This window comes from Cellulomonas hominis, assembly GCF_901521055.1.
In the GTDB taxonomy this organism is placed as follows: domain Bacteria; phylum Actinomycetota; class Actinomycetes; order Actinomycetales; family Cellulomonadaceae; genus Cellulomonas; species Cellulomonas endometrii.
This window is the reverse complement of the sequence record NZ_CABEGA010000018.1, coordinates 183,511-206,731: the sequence shown is the minus strand read 5'-3', so window position 1 is coordinate 206,731 and position 23,221 is coordinate 183,511. Positions and strand designations below refer to the sequence as shown.

26 protein-coding genes and 1 riboswitch are annotated in these 23,221 nt (G+C 76.9%); of the genes, 1 reads left to right on the top strand and 25 read right to left on the bottom strand.

From position 1 onward, the window contains the following. From KJP73_RS05270 to KJP73_RS05240, 7 genes are all read right to left on the bottom strand, one after another. A partial coding sequence (locus KJP73_RS05270) for a DEAD/DEAH box helicase (RefSeq protein ID WP_213281728.1) occupies window positions 1-902 on the bottom strand: 902 nt, incomplete at its 3' end. Between the two features lie 21 nt (window positions 903-923). Continuing rightward, a complete protein-coding gene (locus KJP73_RS05265) occupies window positions 924-1,838 on the bottom strand; it encodes a diacylglycerol/lipid kinase family protein (protein ID WP_213281727.1) in 915 nt (304 codons plus the stop codon). Beyond that, on the bottom strand, window positions 1,835-2,629 hold the full coding sequence (gene tatC / locus KJP73_RS05260; RefSeq protein WP_349628286.1) for a twin-arginine translocase subunit TatC: 795 nt from the start codon (window positions 2,627-2,629) through the stop codon (window positions 1,835-1,837). Before tatC ends, KJP73_RS05265 begins: the two co-directional genes overlap by 4 nt. A gap of 7 nt (window positions 2,630-2,636) precedes the next feature. Continuing rightward, the gene (gene tatA / locus KJP73_RS05255) at window positions 2,637-2,999 is read right to left on the bottom strand and encodes a twin-arginine translocase TatA/TatE family subunit (RefSeq protein WP_213281726.1); all 363 of its coding nucleotides are present in this window, start codon (window positions 2,997-2,999) and stop codon (window positions 2,637-2,639) included. Between the two features lie 96 nt (window positions 3,000-3,095). Continuing rightward, window positions 3,096-3,437, bottom strand: a complete 342-nt coding sequence (locus tag KJP73_RS05250) for a hypothetical protein (RefSeq protein ID WP_213281725.1) — start codon at window positions 3,435-3,437, stop codon at window positions 3,096-3,098. 9 nt (window positions 3,438-3,446) lie between these two features. Continuing rightward, window positions 3,447-4,460 (bottom strand): helix-turn-helix transcriptional regulator, encoded by a 1,014-nt coding sequence (locus KJP73_RS05245; protein WP_213281724.1) that lies wholly within the window; start codon window positions 4,458-4,460, stop codon window positions 3,447-3,449. Continuing rightward, on the bottom strand, window positions 4,453-5,502 hold the full coding sequence (locus KJP73_RS05240) for a helix-turn-helix transcriptional regulator (protein ID WP_213281723.1): 1,050 nt from the start codon (window positions 5,500-5,502) through the stop codon (window positions 4,453-4,455). Before KJP73_RS05240 ends, KJP73_RS05245 begins: the two co-directional genes overlap by 8 nt. A 33-nt stretch (window positions 5,503-5,535) precedes the next feature. Here KJP73_RS05240 and KJP73_RS05235 point away from each other — a divergent pair, with 33 nt between their 5' ends. Beyond that, a complete protein-coding gene (locus KJP73_RS05235) occupies window positions 5,536-6,771 on the top strand; it encodes a DUF3866 family protein (RefSeq protein ID WP_213281722.1) in 1,236 nt (411 codons plus the stop codon). Between the two features lie 117 nt (window positions 6,772-6,888). Here the strand turns inward: KJP73_RS05235 and KJP73_RS05230 are convergent, their stop codons facing one another. From KJP73_RS05230 to mihF, 18 genes are all read right to left on the bottom strand, one after another. Continuing rightward, complete coding sequence (locus KJP73_RS05230; protein ID WP_249669111.1) at window positions 6,889-7,395, bottom strand: PH domain-containing protein; 507 nt, start codon at window positions 7,393-7,395, stop codon at window positions 6,889-6,891. An 11-nt stretch (window positions 7,396-7,406) separates the two neighbouring features. Next, window positions 7,407-8,255, bottom strand: coding sequence for an ATP phosphoribosyltransferase (hisG, locus tag KJP73_RS05225; RefSeq protein WP_213281721.1), 849 nt, complete (start codon window positions 8,253-8,255; stop codon window positions 7,407-7,409). A 65-nt stretch (window positions 8,256-8,320) separates the two neighbouring features. Next, a complete protein-coding gene (locus KJP73_RS05220; RefSeq protein ID WP_213281720.1) occupies window positions 8,321-8,584 on the bottom strand; it encodes a phosphoribosyl-ATP diphosphatase in 264 nt (87 codons plus the stop codon). Window positions 8,585-8,641: 57 nt separating this feature from the next. Continuing rightward, on the bottom strand, window positions 8,642-9,340 hold the full coding sequence (gene pnuC / locus KJP73_RS05215) for a nicotinamide riboside transporter PnuC (protein ID WP_213281719.1): 699 nt from the start codon (window positions 9,338-9,340) through the stop codon (window positions 8,642-8,644). Continuing rightward, complete coding sequence (gene ribH, locus KJP73_RS05210; protein WP_213281718.1) at window positions 9,337-9,807, bottom strand: 6,7-dimethyl-8-ribityllumazine synthase; 471 nt, start codon at window positions 9,805-9,807, stop codon at window positions 9,337-9,339. The genes pnuC and ribH overlap by 4 nt, the downstream gene beginning before the upstream one ends. Then, window positions 9,804-11,135 (bottom strand): 3,4-dihydroxy-2-butanone-4-phosphate synthase, encoded by a 1,332-nt coding sequence (gene ribB, locus KJP73_RS05205; RefSeq protein ID WP_213281717.1) that lies wholly within the window; start codon window positions 11,133-11,135, stop codon window positions 9,804-9,806. Before ribB ends, ribH begins: the two co-directional genes overlap by 4 nt. After that, window positions 11,132-11,755, bottom strand: a complete 624-nt coding sequence (locus KJP73_RS05200; protein ID WP_213281716.1) for a riboflavin synthase — start codon at window positions 11,753-11,755, stop codon at window positions 11,132-11,134. The genes ribB and KJP73_RS05200 overlap by 4 nt, the downstream gene beginning before the upstream one ends. Beyond that, window positions 11,755-12,789 carry a bifunctional diaminohydroxyphosphoribosylaminopyrimidine deaminase/5-amino-6-(5-phosphoribosylamino)uracil reductase RibD gene (ribD, locus tag KJP73_RS05195; protein ID WP_249669110.1) on the bottom strand — a complete coding sequence of 345 codons (1,035 nt, stop codon included), beginning with the start codon at window positions 12,787-12,789 and terminating at the stop codon, window positions 11,755-11,757. Before ribD ends, KJP73_RS05200 begins: the two co-directional genes overlap by 1 nt. A 94-nt stretch (window positions 12,790-12,883) precedes the next feature. Further along, a riboswitch (FMN riboswitch) is annotated at window positions 12,884-13,016 on the bottom strand. 48 nt (window positions 13,017-13,064) lie between these two features. Then, entirely contained in the window at window positions 13,065-13,733 is a 669-nt protein-coding gene (gene rpe / locus KJP73_RS05190) for a ribulose-phosphate 3-epimerase (protein WP_213281715.1), read from the bottom strand. 71 nt (window positions 13,734-13,804) lie between these two features. Then, entirely contained in the window at window positions 13,805-15,370 is a 1,566-nt protein-coding gene (locus KJP73_RS05185) for an RsmB/NOP family class I SAM-dependent RNA methyltransferase (RefSeq protein ID WP_213281714.1), read from the bottom strand. Next, window positions 15,367-16,314, bottom strand: coding sequence for a methionyl-tRNA formyltransferase (fmt, locus tag KJP73_RS05180; protein WP_213281713.1), 948 nt, complete (start codon window positions 16,312-16,314; stop codon window positions 15,367-15,369). The genes KJP73_RS05185 and fmt overlap by 4 nt, the downstream gene beginning before the upstream one ends. An 11-nt stretch (window positions 16,315-16,325) precedes the next feature. After that, entirely contained in the window at window positions 16,326-16,958 is a 633-nt protein-coding gene (locus KJP73_RS05175) for an HAD family hydrolase (protein WP_213281712.1), read from the bottom strand. Beyond that, window positions 16,955-19,162, bottom strand: coding sequence for a primosomal protein N' (locus KJP73_RS05170; protein WP_213281711.1), 2,208 nt, complete (start codon window positions 19,160-19,162; stop codon window positions 16,955-16,957). The genes KJP73_RS05175 and KJP73_RS05170 overlap by 4 nt, the downstream gene beginning before the upstream one ends. Window positions 19,163-19,192: 30 nt before the next feature. Beyond that, the gene (gene metK, locus KJP73_RS05165) at window positions 19,193-20,401 is read right to left on the bottom strand and encodes a methionine adenosyltransferase (protein WP_213281710.1); all 1,209 of its coding nucleotides are present in this window, start codon (window positions 20,399-20,401) and stop codon (window positions 19,193-19,195) included. A 26-nt stretch (window positions 20,402-20,427) separates the two neighbouring features. Beyond that, complete coding sequence (gene coaBC / locus KJP73_RS05160; protein WP_213281709.1) at window positions 20,428-21,642, bottom strand: bifunctional phosphopantothenoylcysteine decarboxylase/phosphopantothenate--cysteine ligase CoaBC; 1,215 nt, start codon at window positions 21,640-21,642, stop codon at window positions 20,428-20,430. Between the two features lie 13 nt (window positions 21,643-21,655). Beyond that, complete coding sequence (gene rpoZ / locus KJP73_RS05155) at window positions 21,656-21,919, bottom strand: DNA-directed RNA polymerase subunit omega (protein ID WP_203667121.1); 264 nt, start codon at window positions 21,917-21,919, stop codon at window positions 21,656-21,658. Window positions 21,920-21,955: 36 nt separating this feature from the next. Further along, window positions 21,956-22,531: a guanylate kinase gene (gene gmk, locus KJP73_RS05150; protein ID WP_213281708.1), complete on the bottom strand. Its 576-nt coding sequence runs from the start codon at window positions 22,529-22,531 to the stop codon at window positions 21,956-21,958. Between the two features lie 64 nt (window positions 22,532-22,595). After that, window positions 22,596-22,907, bottom strand: a complete 312-nt coding sequence (gene mihF / locus KJP73_RS05145) for an integration host factor, actinobacterial type (protein WP_146832040.1) — start codon at window positions 22,905-22,907, stop codon at window positions 22,596-22,598. Window positions 22,908-23,221: the final 314 nt, after the last annotated feature.

Genomic DNA, 23,221 nt, shown 5'->3' with positions numbered 1-23,221 from the left:
GGCCGGGCGGCCGGCGGCCCGCCCCCGTCGCGCCGCCGGCCGCCCGGCCCGCGGAAGCCCCGGTCCCCCGCGCCCCGCCGGCCGCGGTGCGGTCCGTCGCCCGAGCGGTCCGCCCGGCGCAGCAGCGCGGCGAGCTCCGGGTTGATCGGCGGGTTCACCCCCGGCGCCGTCGGGTCGACGTGGCCGGCGTACAGGTCGAGCAGGTCGTCCCGCACGAGCACGTGCTGACCCAGCGGGACCGGCCGGTGCTCGCTGACCACCACGGCGGTGTCCCCGCGCACGGTCCGCAGCCAGTCCCCGAACTCCTCGGCGTTCGACACCGTGGCGGACAGCGACACCAGCTGCACGTCGTCGGGCAGGTGGATGATCACCTCCTCCCACACCGGGCCGCGGAACCGGTCGGCCAGGTAGTGCACCTCGTCCATGACGACGTACCCGAGCCCGTCGAGCGTGGTCGACCCGGCGTACAGCATGTTCCGCAGGACCTCGGTGGTCATGACGACCACGGGCGCCTCGCCGTTCTGCGTCGTGTCGCCCGTCAGCAGCCCGACGCGCTCCGCGCCGTACCGGCGGACCAGGTCGTTGTACTTCTGGTTCGACAGCGCCTTGATGGGCGTCGTGTAGAACGCCTTGCGCCCGGTCGCCAGCGCGAGGTGCACGGCGAACTCGCCGACGACCGTCTTGCCGGCACCGGTCGGCGCGGCGACGAGCACGCCGCTGCCGTGCTCGACCGCCTCGCACGCCTCCACCTGGAAGTCGTCGAGCGGGAAGTCCAGCAGCTGCCGGAACCGCCCGAGCTCGCTGCGCTCCGCCTGCGCCCTGCGGCGCGCGGCGGCGTAGCGCTCGGCCGGGGACAGCTCCTCGGGCTCAGGACGGGTGCGGTGGGGGTCGCGTCGTGCCACGGGCCCACCCTAGGTCGGAGTTCAGGCGAGCACCCGGACAGCGCCGGGATGCACCTCGGCGACCAGCGGCAGCGGGCCGATCCGCTCGCCGTCCGCGTGGGCCTCCGGCGGGGCACCGCCCAGGTGCGGGGCGGGCTCGACGACCACGCGGCGGCTGCGCAGCACCTGCACCTGCGGGTGCCGCACGTGCCGCCCGCGGTACATGCCCGGGAAGATCCGCACGACCCCCGCCTTGGTGAACGGGCCCGCGACCACCACGTCGAGCAGCCCGTCGTCCAGCCGCGCGTCCGGGGCGATGTGGACGCCGCCGCCGATCCACGGCCCGTTCGCGACGACGACCACCGTGCCGGCCGACTCCCAGACGCCCTCGTCGGTGGTCAGCCGGTAGCCGTACGGCTCGAACGCCCGCAGCTCGGGTACCAGCGCCCGGACGTACCGGGCCGCGCCGCGGGGCCAGGTGAGGGCGTTCGCGCGGGCGTTGATCGCCGCGTCGATCCCGCAGGACAGCGCGCCCAGGTACCACTCGCGGGCGCTGTGCCGGGGCGAGCCGACGCTCACCGCGTCGATCGCCCGGGGGCCGTCGCCCAGCCCGCGCTCGATCGCCGCGACCGCGCGCGCCACGTCCCCGCGCGGCAGCCCGAGGGCGCGCGCCACGTCGTTGCCGGTGCCGCCGGCGACGATGCCGAGCGGCAGGTCGGTGTCGGCGACCACGTTGGCCCCGAGGTGCACGAGGCCGTCGCCGCCGACCACCACGAGGGCGTCCAGGCCCGCCACCGCCGCGCGGCGCGCGTGCGCCGTCGCCGTCAGCAGGTCCTGCGCGGTGAGGTCCTCCACGCGGTGCCCGCGCCGGCGCAGCGCCTCCAGGGCCGCCGCGCCCACTCCGCTCCCGCGTCCCTTGCCGGCCACGGGGTTGACGACCACCCCGAGGTGGCTCACCGGGCGAGCGTCCCGTCCGCCGAGGCGGACAGGCGGCGCGCCGTGCGGCGGTCGTGCAGCAGCGAGATGCCGACGGCCGCCATGTACAGCGCCGCGGTGGGGGTCGCGAGGACGAGCATGGTGAGGATGTCCGGCGTCGGCGTCATGATCGCGGAGAACACGCAGGACAGCAGGATCGCCCAGCGCCAGCCCTTCAGCCACGACCGGCCCTCGACCAGCCCGACGATGTTGAGCGCGACCATGAGCACGGGCACCAGGAACGCGACGCCGAACGCCAGCACGAACCGCATGACGAAGCTGAGGTAGGTCTGCGCGTCGATGAGGTTCGTCGCGTCCTCCGGCACGAACTCCGTGAGGACCACGACCGCGCGCGGCAGGGTGTACCAGGCGAACGCCGCGCCCGCGAGGAACATCGGCACCGCGATCGCCAGGAACCCGAGCGCGGAACGGCGCTCCTTCGAGGTCAGCCCCGGCGTCACGAACGCCCACAGCTGGTAGAGCCACCACGGGCTCGACACGATCGCGCCGATGAACAGCGCGACCTTGAACTTCATGTCCATCGCCGAGGCGAGCCCGGCGAAGTTCACCGAGGCCACGACGCCCCGCTCCGCCGCGGCGTCCAGCAGCGGGTCCTGCAGCGCGTGGAACACCTCGTCGTAGACGATCCAGCCCAGCACCGCGCCGACGAGCATGCCGAGCACCGCGAGGACCACCCGCTTGCGCAGCTCGATCAGGTGCTCGCGCAGCGGCATCCTGCCGTCGGGGTCGACCGACGGACGACGACGTGCCACGGGCCGGTCAGGCCCGCGGGTCGGAGGTGTCGCGCTCCGTGGGGGCCGGGGCCTGCGGGGCCACGGGAGCCACCGGCGTGACCGGGACCTGCGGTGCGACCGGCGCGGCCGGCGGCGGCGTCACCACGGCGGCCGGTGCCACGGGGGTCACCGTGGCGGCCGGCGCGACCGGGGTGGTCGCGACGGGCGGCGTCGTGGCGTCCTTGCGCGGGTCGTCGTCGTCCGACAGGTCCCGCACCTCGCGCTTGAAGATCTTCAGCGACTGCCCGATGCCGCTCGCCAGGTCCGGGAGCCTCTTCGCCCCGAACAGCAGCAGCACGATGACGAGCAGGACGACGATCGTCAGCGGGTGCTCGAAGAGCCGCCCCATAGCAGTACTCCCTGTCGCAGGTTCGGTGGTCCGGCGAGTCTAGCCCCCTGGGCTGGGCGCGTGACCCACGTCACGCGCCGTGCCGCCGGAGCGGTGTCAGCGGCTGTACGCGCGCCAGGTCTCGCGGGTCAGCCGGTCGCGCTCCCGGCGGCGCTCCCGCCGCTCGGCGGCCTCGGCGCGCAGCTCCGCCCACCGGGTCCGCGCGGCGGCCGGCTCCGGGAGCAGCACCGCCTCCCGGGCGGCACGGGCGGCGCGCTCCGCCTCCTGCGCCTGCTCGGCGAGGGTGGAGGCCCGCTCCGCGAGCTCGCCCAGCACCGCCGACGCGCGCTGCAGCTCCGCGACCAGGGCGCGGAACCGCCGCCACAGGTCCCGCCCGAGCAGGTACGCACCGACGAGCGCGCCCAGCACGAGCACCACCCACACGACGACCCAGACCATCGGGCCAACCTATCCCGTCGCGCCGCCGGCCCTCGGGCCGCCGGCCGGCGGGCCGTCGGCGAGCGGGCCGTACGCGGCCAGGGCCGCCCGGGCGCGGCCGGCGACGTCCCGCGCGACCTCGGGCGGGCGCACGCCGAGCAGGTCGTCCGCCGCCTGGAGCAGCAGGCTGCGCAGGAACGCCGGCCGGCCGACCCGCACGTCGACCTCGAACGAGCCGTCGGCCAGGTTGCGCACCTCCTCGACCGGCACCGTCTCCGCCACCCAGCGGCCGGTGCTGCGCAGGTGCAGCGTCACGACGTCGCCCGTCGGGTCCGGCCGGAACTCCGCGGTCGCGCCGCGCCCCGCGCCCGGGTGCGCGGCGGCCGGCTCGTCGAGCACCTCCGCCGTCAGCACGCGGTCCAGCCGGAACAGCCGCTCGTCGCCGGCGCGCAGGCACCACGCCTGCAGGTAGGACCGCTCGTCGCTGGTCATGAGCCGCAGCGGGTCGACGTCGCGGTCGCTGGTCACGTCGGACGCGTTCACGTACCGGATGCGGAGCCGCCGGTGCTGCGCGAGCGCCGTGCGGATCGCGGCGACCACGTCGGGCCGCCCGTCGACCGCGAGGCGGACGTCCACGGCGTTCGCGGCGTCACCCGTGGCCGCCGTCAGCTTCGCCAGCGTCGAGCGCAGGACCGCCGCGCGCTCGTCGTCCAGCGTCGGCCCGAGGTCGGCGACCATCGCGCTCAGCGCGGCGAGCAGCGTCACCGCCTCGCGCGTGCCGAGCCGCAGCGGCCGCGTCATCCCGCGGGACTCGGTGAGCCGGATCTCGCCGCGGTCGTAGGAGTCGGCGTCGAAGTCGATGAGGTCGTGCGGGTAGTACCCGGGGGTGCCGCTCATCCAGAGCGTGTCGACGTCCGCCATGACCTGGGACGGCGTGACGCCGAAGTGCTCGGCCAGCTGCTCGACGGAGACGCCGTCGTTCCGGTCGAGGTAGCCGATCATGCCGAGCAGCCGCAGCAGCCGCTCGCTCGCCCGCTCAGCCATGGTGCTCCTCCTCCGCCGCGCGCTGTGCAGGGTCGTGGGGCGCCGGGTCGTCCAGCGCCGCGGCGACCCGCAGCAGCCGCAGCACCGCGTCGCGCATCTCCGGCGGCTCGGCGACCAGCACCGCGTCGCCGTAGCCCGCGACCTCCTCGGCCAGCTCCCACGTGGCCCGGTACGGCACCCGGACCAGGTCGCGGTGGGCGACGAGGTCGCGCAGGGCCGGGTCGGCGTCCTGCGGCAGCTCCACGGGCTCCCCGCGTGCGCGCAGCGCCTCGGCGCGCTCGGGGCGCAGCGCCAGCAGCGCGGTCCGCTCCTGCCCCGCGTCCCACGACCGGAGCGCGGCGGCCATCGCGTCGGGCGACGGCGCCCGGAAGGCGTCCTCCCCGCCGACCCCCTTCACGCGGCCCTCGATCCGGCTGAGCCGGAACGACCGGGTCGCGCCGCGGTCGACGTCCTGACCCACCAGGAACCAGCCGCCGCGCCGCGCGACCAGCCGCCACGGCTCGACCAGGCGCTCGCGCACCTCGCCGGTGTTGGCCGCGCGGTACGTGAACCGCACGCGCTGCCGGGCCTGCACGGCGTCGAGCAGCGGCCGGAACGCGTCGCCGCCCGCCCGGACCCGCGGGGCCAGGCCCGCCGCCAGGTCGGTCGCGCCCGCGCCGGCCCCGACCGCGCGGAGCTTGGTCAGCGCGCGCGTCGTGTCCGCCCGGACGGACCGGTCCTGCCAGAACTCCGCGGCCAGCGAGAGCGCGCCGAGCTCGGCGGGCGTGAGCTCCAGGGGCGGCAGCGCGTACGCCTCCTGGTCGATCCGGTACCCGATGTCGTCCCCGTGGCCCGCGGCGGTCACCGTCGCCACCGGGATGCCGAGGTCGCGCAGGGTGTCCTTGTCGCGCTCGAACATCCGCTCGAAGGACTCGTCGGACGGGGCGTCGCCGTAGCCCGCGACGGTGCGGCGGATCTGCTCCTTCGTCATCCGGCCGGGCGTGTGCACCAGGGCGATGACGAGGTTGAGCAGCCGCTCGGCGGGGTGGATCTGTTCGGGCATCGGGTCAACCGTAGTGGCCGGTAGCGTTGCCGGGTGATCACGTGGCGCTCGGGTGTGGTGGAAGAGGTCGGCCGGACGTGGCCGGGAGCCGTGGAGCTGGTCGTCACCGTCGCCGACGGCGTGACCGGGCCGGACCCCGTCAGCGTGCGGGCGCTGGCGTACCCCGCGCTCGTCGGGACGCCGGAGGTCGGCGACCCCGTGCTGCTGAACGTCTCCGCGCTCGCCCGCGGGCTCGGCACCGGCGGCTACGCGCTCGTGATCGCGCCCGGCTCCCCCGGCCGGCTGCCCGCCGACCCGGAGCCCGGGCCCGGCCACCTGGTGAAGGCCCGGTACACCCCGCTGCAGCCGATGGTGCTGGGCGTCGACGACCAGGAGTCCCCGCACCACGAGCTGCTGCGCGACGCCGACGACCTGGCGGGCACCCCCGTCGTCGTCGCCGACCTGCACTCCGCGCTGCCGGCCGTGGTCGCGGGCATCCGGTACGCCGACGCCCGGCTGTCCGCCGCGGGGTCCGGGGTCGCCCCGCTGCGCGTCGCGTACGTGATGACCGACGGCGGCGCCCTGCCCGCGTGGTTCTCCCGCGCGGTCGCGGGCCTGCGCGAGGCCGGCTGGATCGAGGCCTGCCTCACCGCCGGGCAGTCGTTCGGCGGCGACCTCGAGGCGGTCACCGTGCACACCGCGCTGCTCGCCGCCCGGCATGTCGTGGGGGCGGACGTCGTGGTGGTCGCGCAGGGGCCGGGCAACCTGGGCACCGGGACCCGGTGGGGGTTCTCCGGCGTCGCGGCGGGCGAGGCCGTCAACGCGACCGCGGTGCTCGGCGGCCGGCCCGTCGCGTCGCTGCGGGTCTCCGGCGCCGACGCCCGCGAGCGGCACCTCGGGATCTCGCACCACTCGATGACCGCGTACGGCCGCGTCGCCCTGGCACCCGCCGACGTGGTCGTCCCGGTGTTCGACCCGGCGCCCGGGCTCGACCCGGCTGCCGCGCTCGACGAGCCGGCCGGCGCGGGGGTCCCGGACCCGCAGGAGCACCTCGCCGCGCACCTCGACGCCGTCGGGCGGCGCGTGGGTCAGCAGGTGCAGGCGCTCGGCGCCCCCGCGGGCCGCCACCGCCTGGTCGACGTCCCCGCCGGGGAGGACCTGCTCACCGCACTGGGCGGTTCCCCGGTGCGGCTCTCCACGATGGGCCGCGGGCTGGGCCAGGACCCGGCGGCGTTCCTGGCCGCCGCGGCGGCGGGCGTCCACGCGGCGCACCTGGCCCGCGAAGCCTGACCCGCACCCCCCACGCCCACCACGCGCAGTGGAGCGTTCAGCCGGACACGCCGGCGCGTGTCGGGCCGGACGCACCACTGCGACGCCCCCGCCGAATCCGACCCCCCGCGGGTCGGGTCAGTCGTCGCGGGTGGTGCGCTGGCGCGCGGCGACCAGCGTCGCCAGGCGGCGCGCCTCCAGCCGGGCCCGCTCGCCGTCGGAGCGCTGCACGCCCATCACGGCGAGGGTGTCGCCGTCGTCCAGGTCGAGCTGCACCCACGGCCGGCCCTCGCCGAACCGCACCCACACGATCTGCGCCCACGGCACCGTGCGGGTGGTCGCCAGGTTCCGGACGCGCAGGCCCGCGGGGGTCGGGGTCGCGGAGACGGTGGCCTGCCGCCAGCAGAACACCACGATCGCCGCCCCGACCAGCGCGATGCCGAGGCGGTCCGCCAGGGTCAGCCCCTGGAGCCCCGTGCCGGGCAGCAGCACCAGCAGGAGCACCGTCGCCAGCGCGACCACCACGGCGAGCACCGCGGTGACCAGGCGCGCGGCCCGCGGCCGGAACACGGCGTCGAGCGCCGGCCGGTGCCCGGGACCGTCCCCGGACGGCCGCGCCGCCCCGGGTCCGCCCGCCCCCGTCACGAGCGGCGTCCTCAGAGCCGGCAGGCGTGGATCGACGTGACGAGGATGGCGCGCGCGCCCACGTCGTACAGGTCGTCCATGACGCGGTTGGTCTCGGAGCGCCGGACCATGACGCGCACGGCCGCCCACTCGCTGTTGTGCAGCGGCGAGACGGTCGGCGACTCCAGGCCGGGCGTGATGGCGACGGCGCGGTCCACGAGCTCCAGCGGCACGTCGTAGTCCATGAGCACGTACTCGCGGGCGGTGAGGACGCCCTGGAGCCGGCGGGTCAGGACGTCGAGCCCGGCCGGCTCGGCCACGTCGGCGCGGCGCACGAGCACCGCCTCCGACTTCAGGATCGGCTCCCCGAACACGTCGAGCCCCGCGGCGCGCAGGGTCGTGCCGGTCTCGACCACGTCGGCGATGACGTCGGCGACGCCCAGCCGGATGGCGGTCTCGACGGCGCCGTCCAGGCGGACGATCTCGGACGCCTCGACGCCGTGGCCGCGCAGGTACTCCGCGACGAGCACGGGGTAGGACGTGGCGACGCGGCGCCCGGCGACCTCGCGGACGTCGTTCATCTGGCCGGCCTGGGTGGCGAACCGGAACGTCGACCGCGCGAAGCCCAGCTGCAGGTGTTCGGTGGCGGGCGACGCGGAGTCCAGCAGCAGATCGCGGCCGGTGATGCCGACGTCGACGGTGCCGGTGCCGACGTACACGGCGATGTCGCGGGGGCGCAGGAAGAAGAACTCGACGCCGTTGTCGGCGTCGGGCAGGACGAGCTCACGGGAGTCGCGGCGCTGGCGGTAGCCCGCCTCGCGCAGCATCTCGGCGGCGGGCTCGGCGAGCGAGCCCTTGTTCGGGACGGCGATCCTCAGCACGGGGGTCCTCTGGTTCGAGAAGGCGGGGCGTGGGGCGGCGGGCGGCCGGGGGTCGGCCGCGGCGGTCACAGGTGGGCGTACACGTCCTCGAGGGTCAGCCCCTGGGCGACCATCAGCACCTGCAGGTGGTAGAGCAGCTGGGAGATCTCCTCCGCGGTGCGCTCGTCGCCCTCGTGCTCCGCGGCCATCCAGACCTCGGCGGCCTCCTCGACGATCTTCTTGCCGATCGCATGGACGCCGGCGTCCAGCTCCTTGACGGTCCCGGACCCCGCGGGGCGGGTGGCGGCCTTGTCGGTGAGCTCAGCGAACAGCGAGTCGAACGTCTTCACGCCCGCCAGGGTAGACGGTCGGGGCGCCCGTCCTCGTCCGGCGTCCACGCGCCCGCCTCAGCCCGAGACGCCCGCGGCCGCGGTGACCTGCTGCGGCTCGGCCTCCCGGCGGGCACGCCACCAGACGACGAAGCCGGACACGACGACCCCGGCGTACACGAGGTACAGGAACGCGGACGGGTAGTAGCCGGCGCTCAGCAGCAGGGGCACGCCGACGGCGTCGACCGCGATCCAGATCAGCCAGAACTCGATCCACCCGCGCGCCATGCCGTAGGTCGCCAGCAGGGACCCGACGAAGATCCACGCGTCCGCCCACGGCCCCCAGGACCCGAGCGCCCGGAACACCAGGGCGCACGCGACGGTGCCGACGACGCCGACCACGCCGAGCTGGATCCACCCGGACCGGCCGGCCCACCGCGGCACGACGGCCGGCGCGTCCGCGTCCCCGTGCTCGCGGGCCGTCCGCCGGGACTGCGACCAGCGCACCCAGCCGTAGACGGCGACCGCCACGAAGAACACCTGCCGCCCGGCCTGGCCGTACAGGTCGCGCGCCTGCGGCGTGTGGAACACCCCGCCGAGGAACACGGTGAAGAGCAGGACGTTGCCGACGATGCCGACCGGCCACGCCCAGATCCGCCGCCGCAGGCCGCCGAGCGCCGACGCGAGCCCGAACAGGTTGCCGACGACCTCGCGCCACAGGACCGGGTGGCCGGCGACGACCAGCTGGGCGTCGAACAGCCAGGTGAGGACGCTCACAGGCCGCGCAGCGCGACGACGGTCGCCACGGCGGCCTCCGCGGCCTCCGCCCCCTTGTCCTCGTGCGAGCCCTCCAGGCCGGCGCGGTCCAGCGCCTGCGCCTCGTCGTCGCACGTCAGCACGCCGAAGCCGACCGGCACGCCGGTGGAGACCGCGACGTCGGTGAGGCCGACGGTGGCGGCCTGGCACACGTAGTCGAAGTGCGGGGTGCCGCCGCGGATCACGACGCCGAGCGCCACCACCGCGTCCACGTCCCCGCCGCGCGCGAGCCGGGCGGCCGCGACCGGCAGCTCGAAGGTGCCGGGGACGCGGACCTCCCGGACGTCGGTGACGCCCGCCGCCGCCAGCGCGCGCCGGGAGCCGGCGAGCAGCCCGTCCATCACGGTGGTGTGCCAGCTCGCCGCCACGACCGCGACCCGCAGGCCCGCGCCGTCCGTCGTGATGCTGGGTGCGCCGCTGCCGCTCATCGTGCGTCCTCCTGGTGGTCGTGCTCGTGGTCGTGGTCGTGCGGGTGGTCGAGGCCGGGCAGCAGGTGCCCCATGGCGCGCGCCTTGGTGCGCAGGTAGGCCTCGTTGTGCGGGGTGCGCCCGACCTCCAGGCCGCGGACGTCCGCGACGTCGATGCCGTGCGCGGTGAGGCCGGCGACCTTGGCCGGGTTGTTGGTCAGCAGGGTGATGCGGCGGGCCCCGAGGTCCGCCAGGATCGCCGCGGCCGCGCCGTACTCGCGACGGTCCGCGGGCCAGCCGAGGTCGATGTTCGCCTCGACGGTGTCCCGGCCCTGGTCCTGCAGGTCGTAGGCGCCGATCTTCGCGAGCAGCCCGATCCCCCGGCCCTCGTGGCCGCGCAGGTACACCACGGCCCCGCCGTCCCGGGCGGCGAGCGCGAGCGCCGCGTCGAGCTGCGGGCCGCAGTCGCACCGGGCCGAGCCGAAGGCGTCACCGGTGAGGCACTCGGAGTGCACCCGGACGACGGGCTGCTCGGCGAGGCCCCCGGCCGCGACGAGGGCGAGGTGGTCGGCGCCGGTGCGCAGGTCGCGGTAGGCGTGCACGCGGAAGTCGCCGTGCCGGGTGGGCAGCACGGCGCTGTGCGCGCGGTGCACCCGGCGCCCGGGCGCGGTCGCCGCGACCTCGGCTCCGGTCGCGGGCTCCGTCGGCAGGTCGTCGTGGGTGGTCCGCCAGGCGATGAGGTCGGCGATCGTGAGCACCACCAGGCCGTGCTCGCGGGCGAGCTCGAGCGTCCGGGGCAGCCGCATCATCGTGCCGTCGTCGTTCACCAGCTCGGCGATGGCCGCGACCGGCTCGACACCGGCCAGCCGGCACAGGTCGACCGCCGCCTCGGTGTGCCCGGCCCGGTGCAGCACTCCCCCGGGCACGGCGCGCAGGGGCAGCACGTGGCCGGGGCGGATGAGGTCCTCGGTGCCGGACGCCGGGTCCGCGAGCACCCGGAGGGTCTGCGTGCGGTCGGCGGCCGAGATACCGGTGGTCACGCCGTGCGCCGCGTCCACGGTCACCGTGTACGCGGTGCGCCGTGGGTCCTGGCTCTGCGGCACCATCAGCGGGAGGTCCAGCGCGTCCGCGCGGGCCGCGGTCATCGGCGCGCACAGGTACCCCGACGAGTGCCGGATCGTCCACGCCACCCACTCGGCGGTGGCGTGCTCGGCGGCCAGGATGACGTCGGCCTCGTTCTCCCGGTCCGGGGAGTCGGCGACCAGCACGGGCCGCCCGGCGCGGAGCTCGGCGAGCGCCTGCTCGACGGTGCCGAGGTCCAGCGCCTCGGGTGCGGTCCCGGCGCTCATCGCCCGGCCCCCGACGTCGCGAGCAGCCGCTCCACGTACTTCGCGAGCACGTCGACCTCCAGGTTGACCCGGGTGCCGACGGCCGCGTCGCCGAGCGTCGTCCCGGCGAGCGTGGTCGGGATGAGTGAGACCCCGAACCAGTCCGGCCCGACGGCGGTGACCGTGAGCGACACGCCGGACACCGCGACCGACCCCTTCTCCGCGACGTAGCGCGCGAGCGACGGGTCCAGCGCGACCTCGACCTCGTCCCACCGGGGGCCGGGCGTGCGGCGCCGGACCGTGCCGACCCCGTCGACGTGCCCCTGGACCACGTGCCCGCCGAGGCGCGCGTCGGCCCGCACCGCCCGCTCGAGGTTCACGCGCGCCCCGGGCGCAAGGTCACCGAGGGCCGTGCGGCGCAGGGTCTCGGGCATGACGTCGGCGACGAACGTCCCGTCGCCCGCCAGCTCGGCCACGGTCAGGCAGACGCCCGCCACCGCGATCGAGTCGCCGTGCCCCGCGTCGGACACCACGAGCGGTCCGCGCAGGGTCAGCCGGGCGTCGCCCGTGCCCCCGTCGGCCCCGGGCGCGACGTCGATCGCCACCACGGTGCCGACCTCTTCCACGATGCCGGTGAACATCAGCCTGCCTCCTCGATGTCGGCCACGACGAGCACGTCGGGGCCCAGTCGCTGCACGTCCCGCGTCCGCAGGCGCAGCGCGTCGGTGATGGTCCGGGCCCCGAGGTCGGCGACCGCCGGCCGGCCCGCGCCGAGCAGGACGGGCGCCACGTACGCGTGCACCTCGTCCACCAGCCCGGCGCTCAGGAACGCGGCGGCGAGCGTCGGCCCGCCCTCGACGAGCACCCGGCGCGCCTCGCGGTCGTGCAGCGCGGCGAGCACGGCGCGCGGGTCGCGGGTGCGCAGGTGCAGGACCTCGCCGCCGGGACCGGCCAGCCGCCCGCCCGCCGGGAGGTCCCGGGTGCCGACGACGACCCGCAGCGGCTGGTGCTCGGCGAGCCCGCCGTCCGGCGTGCGGGCGGTCAGCGACGGGTCGTCCGCGAGGGCCGTGCCGGTGCCGACGACCAGCGCGTCCACCTCCGCCCGCAGGGCGTGGGCGTGCGCGCGGGACTCCGGCGAGGTGATCCAGCGGCTGGTCCCGTCGGCGGCGGCGACCCGGCCGTCCAGGGTCGCGGCGGTCTTCAGCGTGACGAACGGCCGGCCGCGCCCGACGGCGAGCAGCCACGGCCGCAGGAGCGCCCGGCCGGCGTCCTCCTCGACGCCCGTGGCGACGTCCACGCCGGCCGCGCGCAGCCGAGCGGCACCGCCGCCGGCGACCGGGTTCGGGTCCGGGACCGCGATGACGGCGCGCGCGACCCCGGCCGCCAGCAGCGCGACCGAGCACGGCCCGGTGCGGCCGGTGTGGTCGCACGGCTCGAGGGTGACGACCGCCGTCGCCCCCCGCACGTCCGCACCGCGCTCCCGGGCGTCGGCCAGGGCGGCGACCTCGGCGTGGGGGGTGCCGGCGCCCCGGTGCCAGCCCTCCCCGAGCACGTCGCCGTCCGCTCCGAGCAGGACGCAGCCGACGCGGGGGTTGGGCCCGTGGGCCGTACCGCGGCGCGCGAGGTCGAGGGCGCGCCGCATCGCGTCCCGCTCGACCGCTGCTCGCGTGTCCATCCCTGCACCCCTCCGGCCCGTCAGGCTCCGGGGTGGCAGGCGGCGCGCGGGTGCACGACGACCACGGTGCCCCCGGCCTGCGCCGGACGCACCGCCACGTCTCCTCCCATCCGGACTTTCACCGTCGGTCCTGGAGTTCCACCAGGTCAACCGCTCGCGCCAGAGGCGCTTGCGGGTCGCGGACTGTCACCGCCGGCTCGGAATTGCACCGACCCCGGAGCACGTGTGTGTGTTCTGGGCAACGATGATGCCACACGGCTCATTCCCGCCGGCGATCAGCGCCCGGCGATCGCCTCGTCTGCCAGGCCGCGCAGCGCGTCGATCTCCGCGCCGACGTCCGCCGCCCCGTAGACGGCGGAACCGGCGACGAACACGTTGGCCCCCGCGTCCGCGACCGTCGCGATGGTCGAGCGGGACACCCCGCCGTCGACCTGGATCCAGGTGGCCGCGCCCTGCTCGTCGATCGCGGCCCGCAGCCGGCGGATCTTCGGCAGCGTGCCGTCGATGAACGCCTGGCCGCCGAAGCCGGGCTCGACGGTCATGACCAGCACCATGTCGAACTCGGGCAGCAGGTCGAGCAGCGGCTCGACGGGCGTGGCGGGGCGCAGCGCGATCGACGCGCGGGCGCCCGCGGACCGGATCTCCCGGGCCAGGCGCACCGCCGCCTGCGCGGCCTCGGCGTGGAACGTGACCGACGCGGCGCCGGCGTGCGCGTACTCGACGGCCCAGCGGTCGGCGTCCTCGATCATCAGGTGCACGTCGACCGGCACCGGGGCGACCTCGATGATCCGCCGCACGACCGGGAGCCCGAGCGTGAGGTTCGGGACGAAGTGGTTGTCCATCACGTCCACGTGCGCGTAGTCCGCCCGGCTGATCCGGTGCAGGTCGCGCTCGAGGTTCGCGAAGTCGGCGGACAGGATGCTGGGGCTGATCAGTGCGGGCACGCGTCCAGCGTATCGGCGTGCGCGCGGCCCGCCGGGTGGACGGGTGCGACGGGTGCGACGGGTGCGACGGGTCAGGACGTCCGGCGCAGCAGCGTGAGGTGCATCGCGTCGGTCCCGTGCACGTGCGGCCAGAGCTGCGCGTCCTCGCGGTCCGGCAGGTCGAGCCCCGGCGCGATGCCGTGCAGGACCGCCGGTGCGTCGACGACCTCGACCGACAGACCGGCCTTCTGGGCCGCGCGCCGGGCGTCCAGCACCGCCAGCCGGGTCTCGGCGAGCACGGGCGAGCACGTCACGTAGGCCACGACGCCCCCCGGCCGCACGGCCCGGATCGCGGACGCCAGCAGGTCCCGCTGCAGGGCGCCGAGCGCCGCGAGGTCGGAGGGGGTCCGCCGCCACCGCGACTCCGGACGCCGCCGCAGGGCGCCGAGCCCGGTGCACGGCGCGTCGAGCAGCACGCGGTCGTACCCGCCGGGCTCGTCGTCGCCGACCTCGCGACCGTCCCCGACCCGCACGTCCTCGACCGACCCGTCCGGCGCGGCGGCGAGGGCCTGCCGCACGAGCCGGGCGCGGTGCGGCTGGACCTCGTTGGCCACCAGCCGGGCACCGCGCTCCCCCGCCAGCGCGGCGAGCAGGGCGGCCTTGCCACCGGGTCCGGCGCACAGGTCCAGCCACCGGGCGTCGGGACCGTCCAGCGGCGCGGCGGCGAGTGCGAGCGCCACGATCTGGCTGCCCTCGTCCTGCACCCCGGCGCGTCCGGCGCGGACCGCCGCCAGCCCGGCGGGGTCGCCGCCACCGGCGAGCGTCACGGCGGTCGGCGCCCACCGCCCCGGCTCCGCGTCGGGGCCGGCGGCGTGCAGCAGCTCGTCGCGGTCGGCCAGCCCGGGCCGGGCGACCAGCGAGACGCGCGGCGCCTCGTTGTCGGCGGCGAGCGCGGCGGGCAGCTCGGCGGCGGGCCGGCCGTGCCCGACCAGGGCCTCCCGCATCGCGCGGGTGACCCAGGCGGGGTGGCTCTCGACGACCGACAGCCGGGCGACCTCGTCCGTGCCCGCGGGGTCGGCGGCGTCGCCGATGCGGGTCAGCCAGACGTCCAGCGGCTCCTTCGACACGGCCCGCAGCACGGCGTTGGTGAACTGCGCCGGGCCCGCACCGACCTGCTCCCGGACGAGCGCCACCGACTCGGAGACGGCCGCGTGCGGCGGCACCCGCATGCCCAGCAGCTGGTGCGCCCCCAGCCGCAGGGCGTCGAGCACGGGCGGGTCGATCTGGGCCAGCGGCCGGCCCGCGCACTGCTCGACGATCGCGTCGTACCGGCCGCGCAGGCGCAGGGCCCCGTAGGCCAGCTCGGTGGCGAACCCGGCGTCCCGCCCGCGGATGCCGCGCTCGCGGAGCAGCGGCGGCAGGACCAGGTTGGCGTAGGCGTCGGACTCGTCGACCGTGCGCAGCACGTCGTACGCCGCGGTGCGCGCCGGGTCCCCGGAGCGACGACGCTGGGCGGGGGCGGCAGCGGTGCGGGCGCGAGGCCCGCGCCGGCCGCCCTGGCCGGACCCGCCGGACCTCCCCTGGCCGGAACCGCCCTGCCCCGACCCGCCCTGCCCCGAGCCCGCCGCGCGCGGCCCGTCCGGCCGGCGCCCGGTCACGCCGGCACCTGCTCGGCGTCGAGCACGGTGCCGGCCTCGAGGCGCGCCCCGCGTGCCCAGTCGGTCGCGGGCATCGCCCGCTTGCCGGCCGGCCGCACCTCGCCCAGGCGCACCGCGTGGGTGCCCGTGCCGACCAGCACCTCGCCGCGTCCCACGCGCACCTCGCCCGCCGCGAGGTCGGTGACCTCGGGGGCGAGCCGCACGGGGCCGAGCCCGAGCCGGGCGCCGTCGGGCAGCGTCGTCCACGCACCGGGCGCGGGCGTGCAGCCGCGGACCCGCCGGTCGACGGCCATCGCGGGGTGCCGCCAGCGCACCCGGGCGTCCTCGGTGCTGAGGCGCGGGGCCAGGCTGACGCCGTCGGCCGGCTGCGCGACCGGCGCGAGGATGCCGTCCTCCAGCGCGTCCAGCGTCTGCACCAGGAGCCCGGCGCCCGCGTCGGCGAGCCGGCCGAGCAGGTCGCCGGAGGTGTCGGTCGGACGGATCGTCTCGGTCAGGGTGCCGAACACCGGCCCGGTGTCGAGCCCGGCCTCCAGGCGGAAGGTGCTCGCCCCGGTCACCTCGTCGCCGGCGATGATCGCGTGCTGCACCGGCGCGGCCCCCCGCCACGCGGGCAGCAGGGAGAAGTGCAGGTTGACCCAGCCGTGCCGCGGCAGGTCCAGCACCGCGGGCGGCACCAGGTTCCCGTAGGCGACGACGGGCGCCGCGTCCGGGGCGATCTCGGCGAGCCGGGCCTGGAGCTCCTCGTCCCGCAGCGTCACCGGCGTCAGCACCTCGATCCCCGCCTCCAGGGCGCGCTCCTTCACGGGGCTGGGCGTCAGCGTGCGGCCGCGACCGGCACGGGCGTCGGGTCGGGTGAGGACGGCGACGACCTCGTGGCGGGAGGCGAGCAGGGCGTCGAGCGACGGCAGCGCCACCGCGGGCGTCCCGGCGAAGAGCAGGCGCATGGGCACCGATCCTAGGCGGTCGCCGGCAGCGCGCCGCGCGCCACCAGGTCGGTGCGCAGCTCCGCGGCGCCGGTGAACAGCACCGCCTGGAACCCCTCGGCCGCGGCGGCCGCGACGTTGGCGGGGCTGTCGTCGGTGAACAGCGTGCGCGCGGGGTCGAGCCGGTGCCGCTGGGCGATGAGCCGGAAGATCCGCGGGTCGGGCTTGGCGACGCCCTCCTGCCCGGACACCACGACCGCTTCCAGGCGGCCGATGACCGGCGCGGCCGGCACCGCGTGGTGGAACGTCTCCGCCGACCAGTTGGTCAGGCCCAGCACCCGCACCCCGGCGGCGCGCAGGTCGTCGACCACCGCGGCGCTGCCCGGCACCGGCCCGGGCAGCGAGTCGGCGAACCGCTCGACGTACAGGTCCAGGGTCGCGGCGTGCTCCGGGTGCCGGGCGGCGACCTCGGCGCGGGCCTCGCTCCAGGGGCGGCCCGCGTCCTGCCGGTGGTTGAGCGCCGGGAAGTCGACGTCCGCGAAGAACTGCCGCACCGCGTCGTCGGGGAGCCGGCCCGCGAAGGGCAGCACGGGGTCCCAGTGCACGAGCACGTTGCCCAGGTCGAACACGACGGCGTCCACGGCGGAGTCGGGCCGGTCGGTCACAGCATCTCCTCGGGGTCGAGCCGCACGCGCAGCGAGCCGCCCTCACGGCGGGCGCTGCGCACGGCCAGGGACGCCGCCAGCGACCGGGCGAGCGCCCGGCCGTCGGCGACGGGCACCCGCACGAGCGCGCGCACGGGCGGGTCGAGCGAGTCCTGCATCGCGACCGACCCGTGCGTGCCGGACCCGTGCGCCAGCGGCTCCGGCACCGGCACGGGCCCCAGCACGTCCGACCCGGGCGGGAGCTCGACGCGCGCGAGCACGGCGGCCACCACCTCGCGCGTGCCGGTGAGCTCCGCGACACGGACGGCCGGGGGCAGCCGGACCTCGGTGCGCTCGGCGAGCTCGCGCTCCGCGAGGCCGACGGGGTCCCAGCGCACCAGGGCCTGGGTCGGGCGTTCCGCGCCGTCGCCCACCAGCAGCACGACGCCGCCGTCCCGGGAGGACCGCACCAGCGCCGCGGCGGTCAGCCACCGGCGCAGCGCGTCCTCCGTGGCGCGCAGCGACGTGGAGCCGGTCGTCACGGCCGCGTCGAGCAGCACCGCGGCCGCGTAGCCGCCCGCGGCGACCGGCTCGGCGCCGATCGTGGACACCACCAGCGCGGGCCGGTCCGGGACCTCGGCGAGCACGCCGCCGGACGAGCGGGCGCCGGACGTGCGCACGGTCGCGCCCGGGAACGCGCGGCCCAGCTCCTCGGCCGTCCGGTCCGACCCCACGGCCACCGACCGGAACGTGCCGTTGCCGCAGGCGTCGCAGCGCCACTGCGTCGCGAGGCGTCCGCACCAGCCGCACTGGGCGGTCGCGTCGCCGGAGTGCAGCTGCAGGGGCCCGTGGCAGTGGGTGCAGCGCGCGACCTCGCGGCACCGGGCGCAGGCCACGGCCGGCAGGTACCCCGCGCGCGGCACCTGCACGAGCACCGGGCCGTCGGCGAGCCGGTCGCGGATCGTGCGCCACGCCTCGCCGGGCAGCCGGGCGGCGGCCGCGGCACCCTCCCGCGCCAGCTCGACGCTGGTCAGCGCGCGCACCCGCGGCGTCCGCGCCCGCACCACGTCCCGGTCGGCGGCGACGGGCCGCACCCAGCCGGACGCGACCAGGGCCTGCACCTCCACCGACCGGCTGTGCGCCGCGAGGAGCAGCCCGCAGCCCTCCGTCTCGGCCCGCAGCCCCAGCACCTCCCGGACGTGCGGGTACGGCGCACGGGGCTCGGCGTGCAGGTCGTCGCCGTCGTCCCAGCACACCGCCAGCCCGAGGTCCCGCACGGGGGCGAACGCCGCGGCGCGGGTGCCCACGACCACGCGGGCGTGCCCGCGCAGCGCGGCGAGGTAGGCCCGGTACCGCTTCGACGGGCCGTCGTCGGCCATGAGGCGCACGTGCGAGGCGTCGGTGACGTCCGGGCTCCACGCGGGCACCCCGGCGGCGTCCAGCGCCGCGCACACCCGGTCCACGTCGCGCGCGTCGGGGACCACGACCAGCGCGCCCCGGCCCGAGACGAGCGTCGCCGCGACCGCCTGCGCGACGGCGTCCGGCCACCGCTCCCCCGGTCCGCCGGGCAGCGCGGACCACGCGGCGCGGGGCGACCCGCCGGCGGCGAGGTGCGCGAGGAAGGCGGCGCCACCGCGGTACGGCGCCCACGCGGCGCCCGACAGCTCACCGGGGGCACCGGCCGGGCCGGCCGCGGCCGGGCCGGCGGCGCCGGCCGCGGGGGCGTCCCCGGCTGCCGGGACCTCTCCCTCCGTCCGCGCGTGCCGCGGCGGGACGGCCAGGCGCAGCACGTCCGCGAGGGTCCCCGCGTACCGGTCGGCGACGGCGCGCGCGAGCCGGGTGACGGCGGGCGTCAGCACCGGCTCCGCCGAGACGACGCGGCGCAGCGGGACGAGGGCGCCGTCGTGGTCCGCCTCGGCGACGCGCTCCAGGACGTAGCCGTCGACGTCCTGCGCGCCGAACCGCACCTTCACGCGCGTCCCGGGGAGCGCGTCGTCCGCGAGCGTCGCCGGGACCAGGTACTCGAACGGCCGGTCCAGGTGCGGGGGCGACAGCTCCACGGCGACCCGCGCCACCGGCAGGTCGGCGGCGGGCTCGACGTCGACGTCCCGGGCGCGGGCGCGCCGCCGGGGACGCGCGGGGACGTCGAGCCCCAGCAGCGTCGGCTGCTCGGGGGTGCCCGGGCTCGCCGTGCCCTCAGCGCTCCCCGTGCGCCCGGACGTCACGGGCGCCACCCCGTCATCGACGTGCCCCGGTCAGGACAGCGCGGCGCGCAGGGCGTCGACGCGGTCGGTGCGCTCCCACGTGAACTCGGGCAGCGGCCGGCCGAAGTGCCCGTACGCCGCGGTGCGCTGGTAGATCGGCCGCAGCAGGTCCAGGTCGCGGATGATCGCGGCGGGCCGCAGGTCGAACACCTCGCGGATCGCGGCGGTCAGCCGGTCGACGGGCACGGTCTCGGTGCCGAAGGTCTCGACGTACAGGCCGACGGGGTGCGCCTTGCCGATCGCGTAGGCGACCTGCACCTCGCAGCGGCGGGCCAGCCCCGCGGCGACGACGTTCTTCGCGACCCAGCGCATCGCGTACGCGGCGGAGCGGTCGACCTTCGACGGGTCCTTGCCGGAGAACGCGCCGCCGCCGTGGCGCGCCATGCCGCCGTAGGTGTCGACGATGATCTTCCGCCCGGTCAGGCCCGCGTCGCCCTGGGGACCGCCGACCACGAACTGCCCGGTCGGGTTCACCAGCAGGCGGTAGTCGCTGACGTCGAGGTCCAGCCCCGCGTCCGCGAGGACCGGCGTGACGACGTGCTCGGCGATCGCCGGGGCGAGCTCGGACTCCAGGTGCACGCCGGGGCCGTGCTGCGTCGACAGGACGACCGTGTCCAGCCGCACCGCGCGGTCGCCCTCGTAGCCCACCGTCACCTGCGTCTTGCCGTCGGGGCGCAGGTCCGGGACCACGCCCTCCTTGCGGACCAGCGCGAGGCGCTCCGCGAGGCGGTGCGACAGCCAGATCGGCAGCGGCAGCAGGCTGTCCGTGTCGTCCGACGCGTAGCCGAACATCAGGCCCTGGTCGCCGGCGCCCTGCAGGTCCAGCGGGTCGTGGTCCTCCGCGTCCTGGCGGGACTCCAGCGCCTTGTCGACGCCCTGCGCGATGTCCGGGGACTGCTGCCCGATCGACACGGAGACGCCGCAGGAGTCGCCGTCGAAGCCGATGTCGGACGAGGTGTAGCCGATGCCGCGCACGACCTGGCGGACGATCTGCGGGATCTCGACGTAGGCGCTGGTGGTCACCTCGCCGGCGACGTGCACGAGGCCGGTGGTGACCATCGTCTCGACCGCGACGCGGGCCGTCGGGTCCTGCTCCAGGATCGCGTCGAGGATCGCGTCGGAGATCTGGTCGCAGACCTTGTCCGGGTGCCCCTCGGTGACGGACTCGGACGTGAAGAGGCGCAGGTCGGCGATCGTCATGCGCTCAGGCTACTGGCCCGGGACGGCTAGCCCTGCAGGCGGTCCACGACCGCGTCCCACAGCCCGTCGGCGACGGCGTCCTTGCTGCCCTCGGCCGTCGCGACGACCTCGCCGCGCGCGTCCAGCACGGTCACGGCGTTGTGCTCGGTCCCGAAGCCCCGCCCGGCGCCCACGGCGTTCACGGCGAGCAGCGCGGCGCCCTTGCGGCGGGCCTTCGCGCGGCCGTGCTCCAGGACGCCCGCGTCCGCGTCGCCCGTCTCGGCCGCGAACCCGACCACGACCTGCCCGGGGCGCACCGGGTCGGTGACCAGCTCGGCGAGCACGTCGGGGTTCTGCACCAGCTCCAGCGGCGCGACGGCGCCGTCCGGCTGCTTCTTGATCTTGTGCGCCTGGTCGACGGCCGGCCGGAAGTCGGCGACGGCGGCGGCCATGACCACCACGTCCGCGTCGGCCCCGGCGGAGCGGACGGCGTCGCGGAGCTGCGCGGTCGTCTCGACGGGCACGACGTGCACCCCGGCGGGCGGGCGGACCGTGAGGTTGGCGGCGACGAGCGTGACGCGCGCCCCTCGGGCGAGGGCCGTGCGCGCGAGCGCGACGCCCTGCCTGCCGGACGACCGGTTGCCGATGAACCGGACCGGGTCGAGCGGCTCGCGGGTGCCGCCGGCGGAGACCACGACGGTGCGGCCGGCCAGGTCCTGCCGGCGCGGCTTGCCCTCCGGGTCCACCAGCGCGAGGGCGGCCGCGGCGATCGCCTCCGGCTCGGGCAGCCGGCCGGGGCCGGAGTCCGCGCCGGTCAGTCGCCCGGAGTCGGGGTCGAGCACGTGCACGCCGCGCTCGCGCAGCGTCGCGACGTTCGCGCGCGTCGCGGGGTGCTGCCACATCTCGGTGTGCATGGCCGGGGCCATCAGCACCGGGCACGTCGCCGTGAGCAGCGTGGCGGCGAGCAGGTCGTCCGCCCGGCCGGAGGCGGCCCGCGCGAGGAGGTCCGCCGTGGCGGGGGCGACGACCACGAGGTCGGCCTGCCGCCCGAGGCGGACGTGCGCGACCTCGGGGACGTCGTCGAACACCTCGGGCGTCACCGGGTGCCCCGACAGGGCCTCCCAGGTGGCACGGCCGACGAACTCCAGGGCCGCCCGGGTGGGCACGACGCGCACGTCGTGCCCCGCCTCGGTCAGCAGGCGCAGGACGTGGGCGGCCTTGTACGCGGCGATGCCGCCGGCGACGCCCAGGACGATGCGCACGGGGGTGGGAGGCTCAGGCCTCGTTCGCGGTGACCGTCAGCAGGCCCGCGTCGATCTCGCGCATCGCGATGGACAGCGGCTTCTCCTGCGGGCGGGTCTCGACCAGCGGGCCGACGTACTCGAGCAGCCCCTCGTTGAGCTGCGAGTAGTAGGCGTTGATCTGCCGGGCGCGCTTGGCCGAGTAGATGACGAGCGCGTACTTGGAGTCGGCGCGCTCCAGCAGACGGTCGATGGGCGGGTCGGTGATGCCGATGGGCTCGGCGACGGTTCCGGACACGAGGGCTCCCGAGGTCGTGAGGGTGGGGACTGCCGGTCAGTCTACCGCGGCGGGCAAGCCCATCAGGGCGACCAGCTCGTCCGTGGCGCGCCGCACGTCGTCGTTGACGATCACGTGGTCGAACTCCGGCTCCGCGGCCATCTCGACCTCCGCGGTCGCGAGGCGGCGTGCCCGCTCCTCCTCGTCCTCGGTCCCCCGCCCGACCAGGCGGCGGACCAGCTCCTCCATCGACGGCGGCGCGAGGAACACGAACTGCGCGTCCGGCATGGTCGTGCGCACCTGGCGCGCGCCCTGCAGGTCGATCTCCAGCAGGGCGGGCTCCCCGGCGGCCAGGCGCTCCTCGACCGGCCGCCGGGGGGTGCCGTACCGGTTGCGGCCGTGCACGACCGCCCACTCCAGCAGCTCACCGCCCGCCACCATCGCGTCGAACTCCTCGGCGGACACGAAGTGGTAGTGCACCCCGTCGACCTCCCCGGGCCGCGGTGCCCGGGTCGTGGCCGAGACCGACAGCCAGACCTGCGGGTACCGGGCGCGCAGGTCGGCGGACACGGTGCCCTTGCCGACGGCGGTCGGTCCGGCGAGGACGGTCAGCCGGGCGCGCGTCGTCGTCATGCTGTGCGGTGCTCCTGGAGTTGTGCGGCCCCTCGCGGGGCCGGGGACGGGACCGGCGGCCGGTTCACCCGAACCGGTCGACGAGCGCCTTCACCTGGTGCGGGCCGAGGCCGCGCACGCGACGGGTCTCGGAGATCCCGATCTCGGTGATGATCTGGCGCGCCTTGACCTTACCCACTCCGGGCAGGGACTCCAGCAGCGCCAGGACCTTGAGCTTGCCGATCGTCTCGTCCTTCTGGCCCTGCGCGATCACCTCGGACAGCGTGCCCTGGGAGTACTTGAGCCGGTTCTTGACCTCCGCACGTGCCTGGCGGGCGGCGGCGGCCTTCTCGAGGGCCGCGGCGCGCTGCTCGGGGGTGAGAGTCGGAAGTGCCACGTGAGTCACCTTCTCGTCACTGTCAGGAGGCAGGGGCATGAAACGTACGTGATCCTCAGCCCCCGGTGCGACGTCGCACCGGGCCCCGCGGACCCCATCTCCCGAGGATGGCACGGGATGGCCGGTCCGGCACGTCCCCGCAGCGTGTCGCACCGGGCGGCCTTCCCCCGGGGCCCCGGTCCGCCCGGACGCCGGGCGCACCGACTGCGCCCCGTGGCCGGGACCGCGCCCCCTGCAGAAGGCGCGGTCCCGGCCACGGGGCGCGATCGGCGCGGGTGCCCGCGGGTGCCCGCGGGTGCCCCGGGTGCGGGCGG

Bases quoted from the DNA above. Each gene is read 5' to 3' on its own strand.
- tatA (WP_213281726.1), bottom strand. From the start codon at position 2,999: ATGGGGCGGCTCTTCGAGCACCCGCTGACGATCGTCGTCCTGCTCGTC.
- KJP73_RS05250 (WP_213281725.1), bottom strand. From the start codon at position 3,437: ATGGTCTGGGTCGTCGTGTGGGTGGTGCTCGTGCTGGGCGCGCTCGTC.
- KJP73_RS05245 (WP_213281724.1), bottom strand. From the start codon at position 4,460: ATGGCTGAGCGGGCGAGCGAGCGGCTGCTGCGGCTGCTCGGCATGATC.
- KJP73_RS05240 (WP_213281723.1), bottom strand. From the start codon at position 5,502: ATGCCCGAACAGATCCACCCCGCCGAGCGGCTGCTCAACCTCGTCATC.
- ribH (WP_213281718.1), bottom strand. From the start codon at position 9,807: ATGAGCGGCAGCGGCGCACCCAGCATCACGACGGACGGCGCGGGCCTG.
- ribB (WP_213281717.1), bottom strand. From the start codon at position 11,135: ATGAGCGCCGGGACCGCACCCGAGGCGCTGGACCTCGGCACCGTCGAG.
- KJP73_RS05200 (WP_213281716.1), bottom strand. From the start codon at position 11,755: ATGTTCACCGGCATCGTGGAAGAGGTCGGCACCGTGGTGGCGATCGAC.
- ribD (WP_249669110.1), bottom strand. From the start codon at position 12,789: ATGGACACGCGAGCAGCGGTCGAGCGGGACGCGATGCGGCGCGCCCTC.
- fmt (WP_213281713.1), bottom strand. From the start codon at position 16,314: ATGCGCCTGCTCTTCGCCGGGACGCCCGCGGTGGCGCTGCCGTCGCTC.
- metK (WP_213281710.1), bottom strand. From the start codon at position 20,401: ATGACGATCGCCGACCTGCGCCTCTTCACGTCCGAGTCCGTCACCGAG.
- gmk (WP_213281708.1), bottom strand. From the start codon at position 22,531: ATGACGACGACGCGCGCCCGGCTGACCGTCCTCGCCGGACCGACCGCC.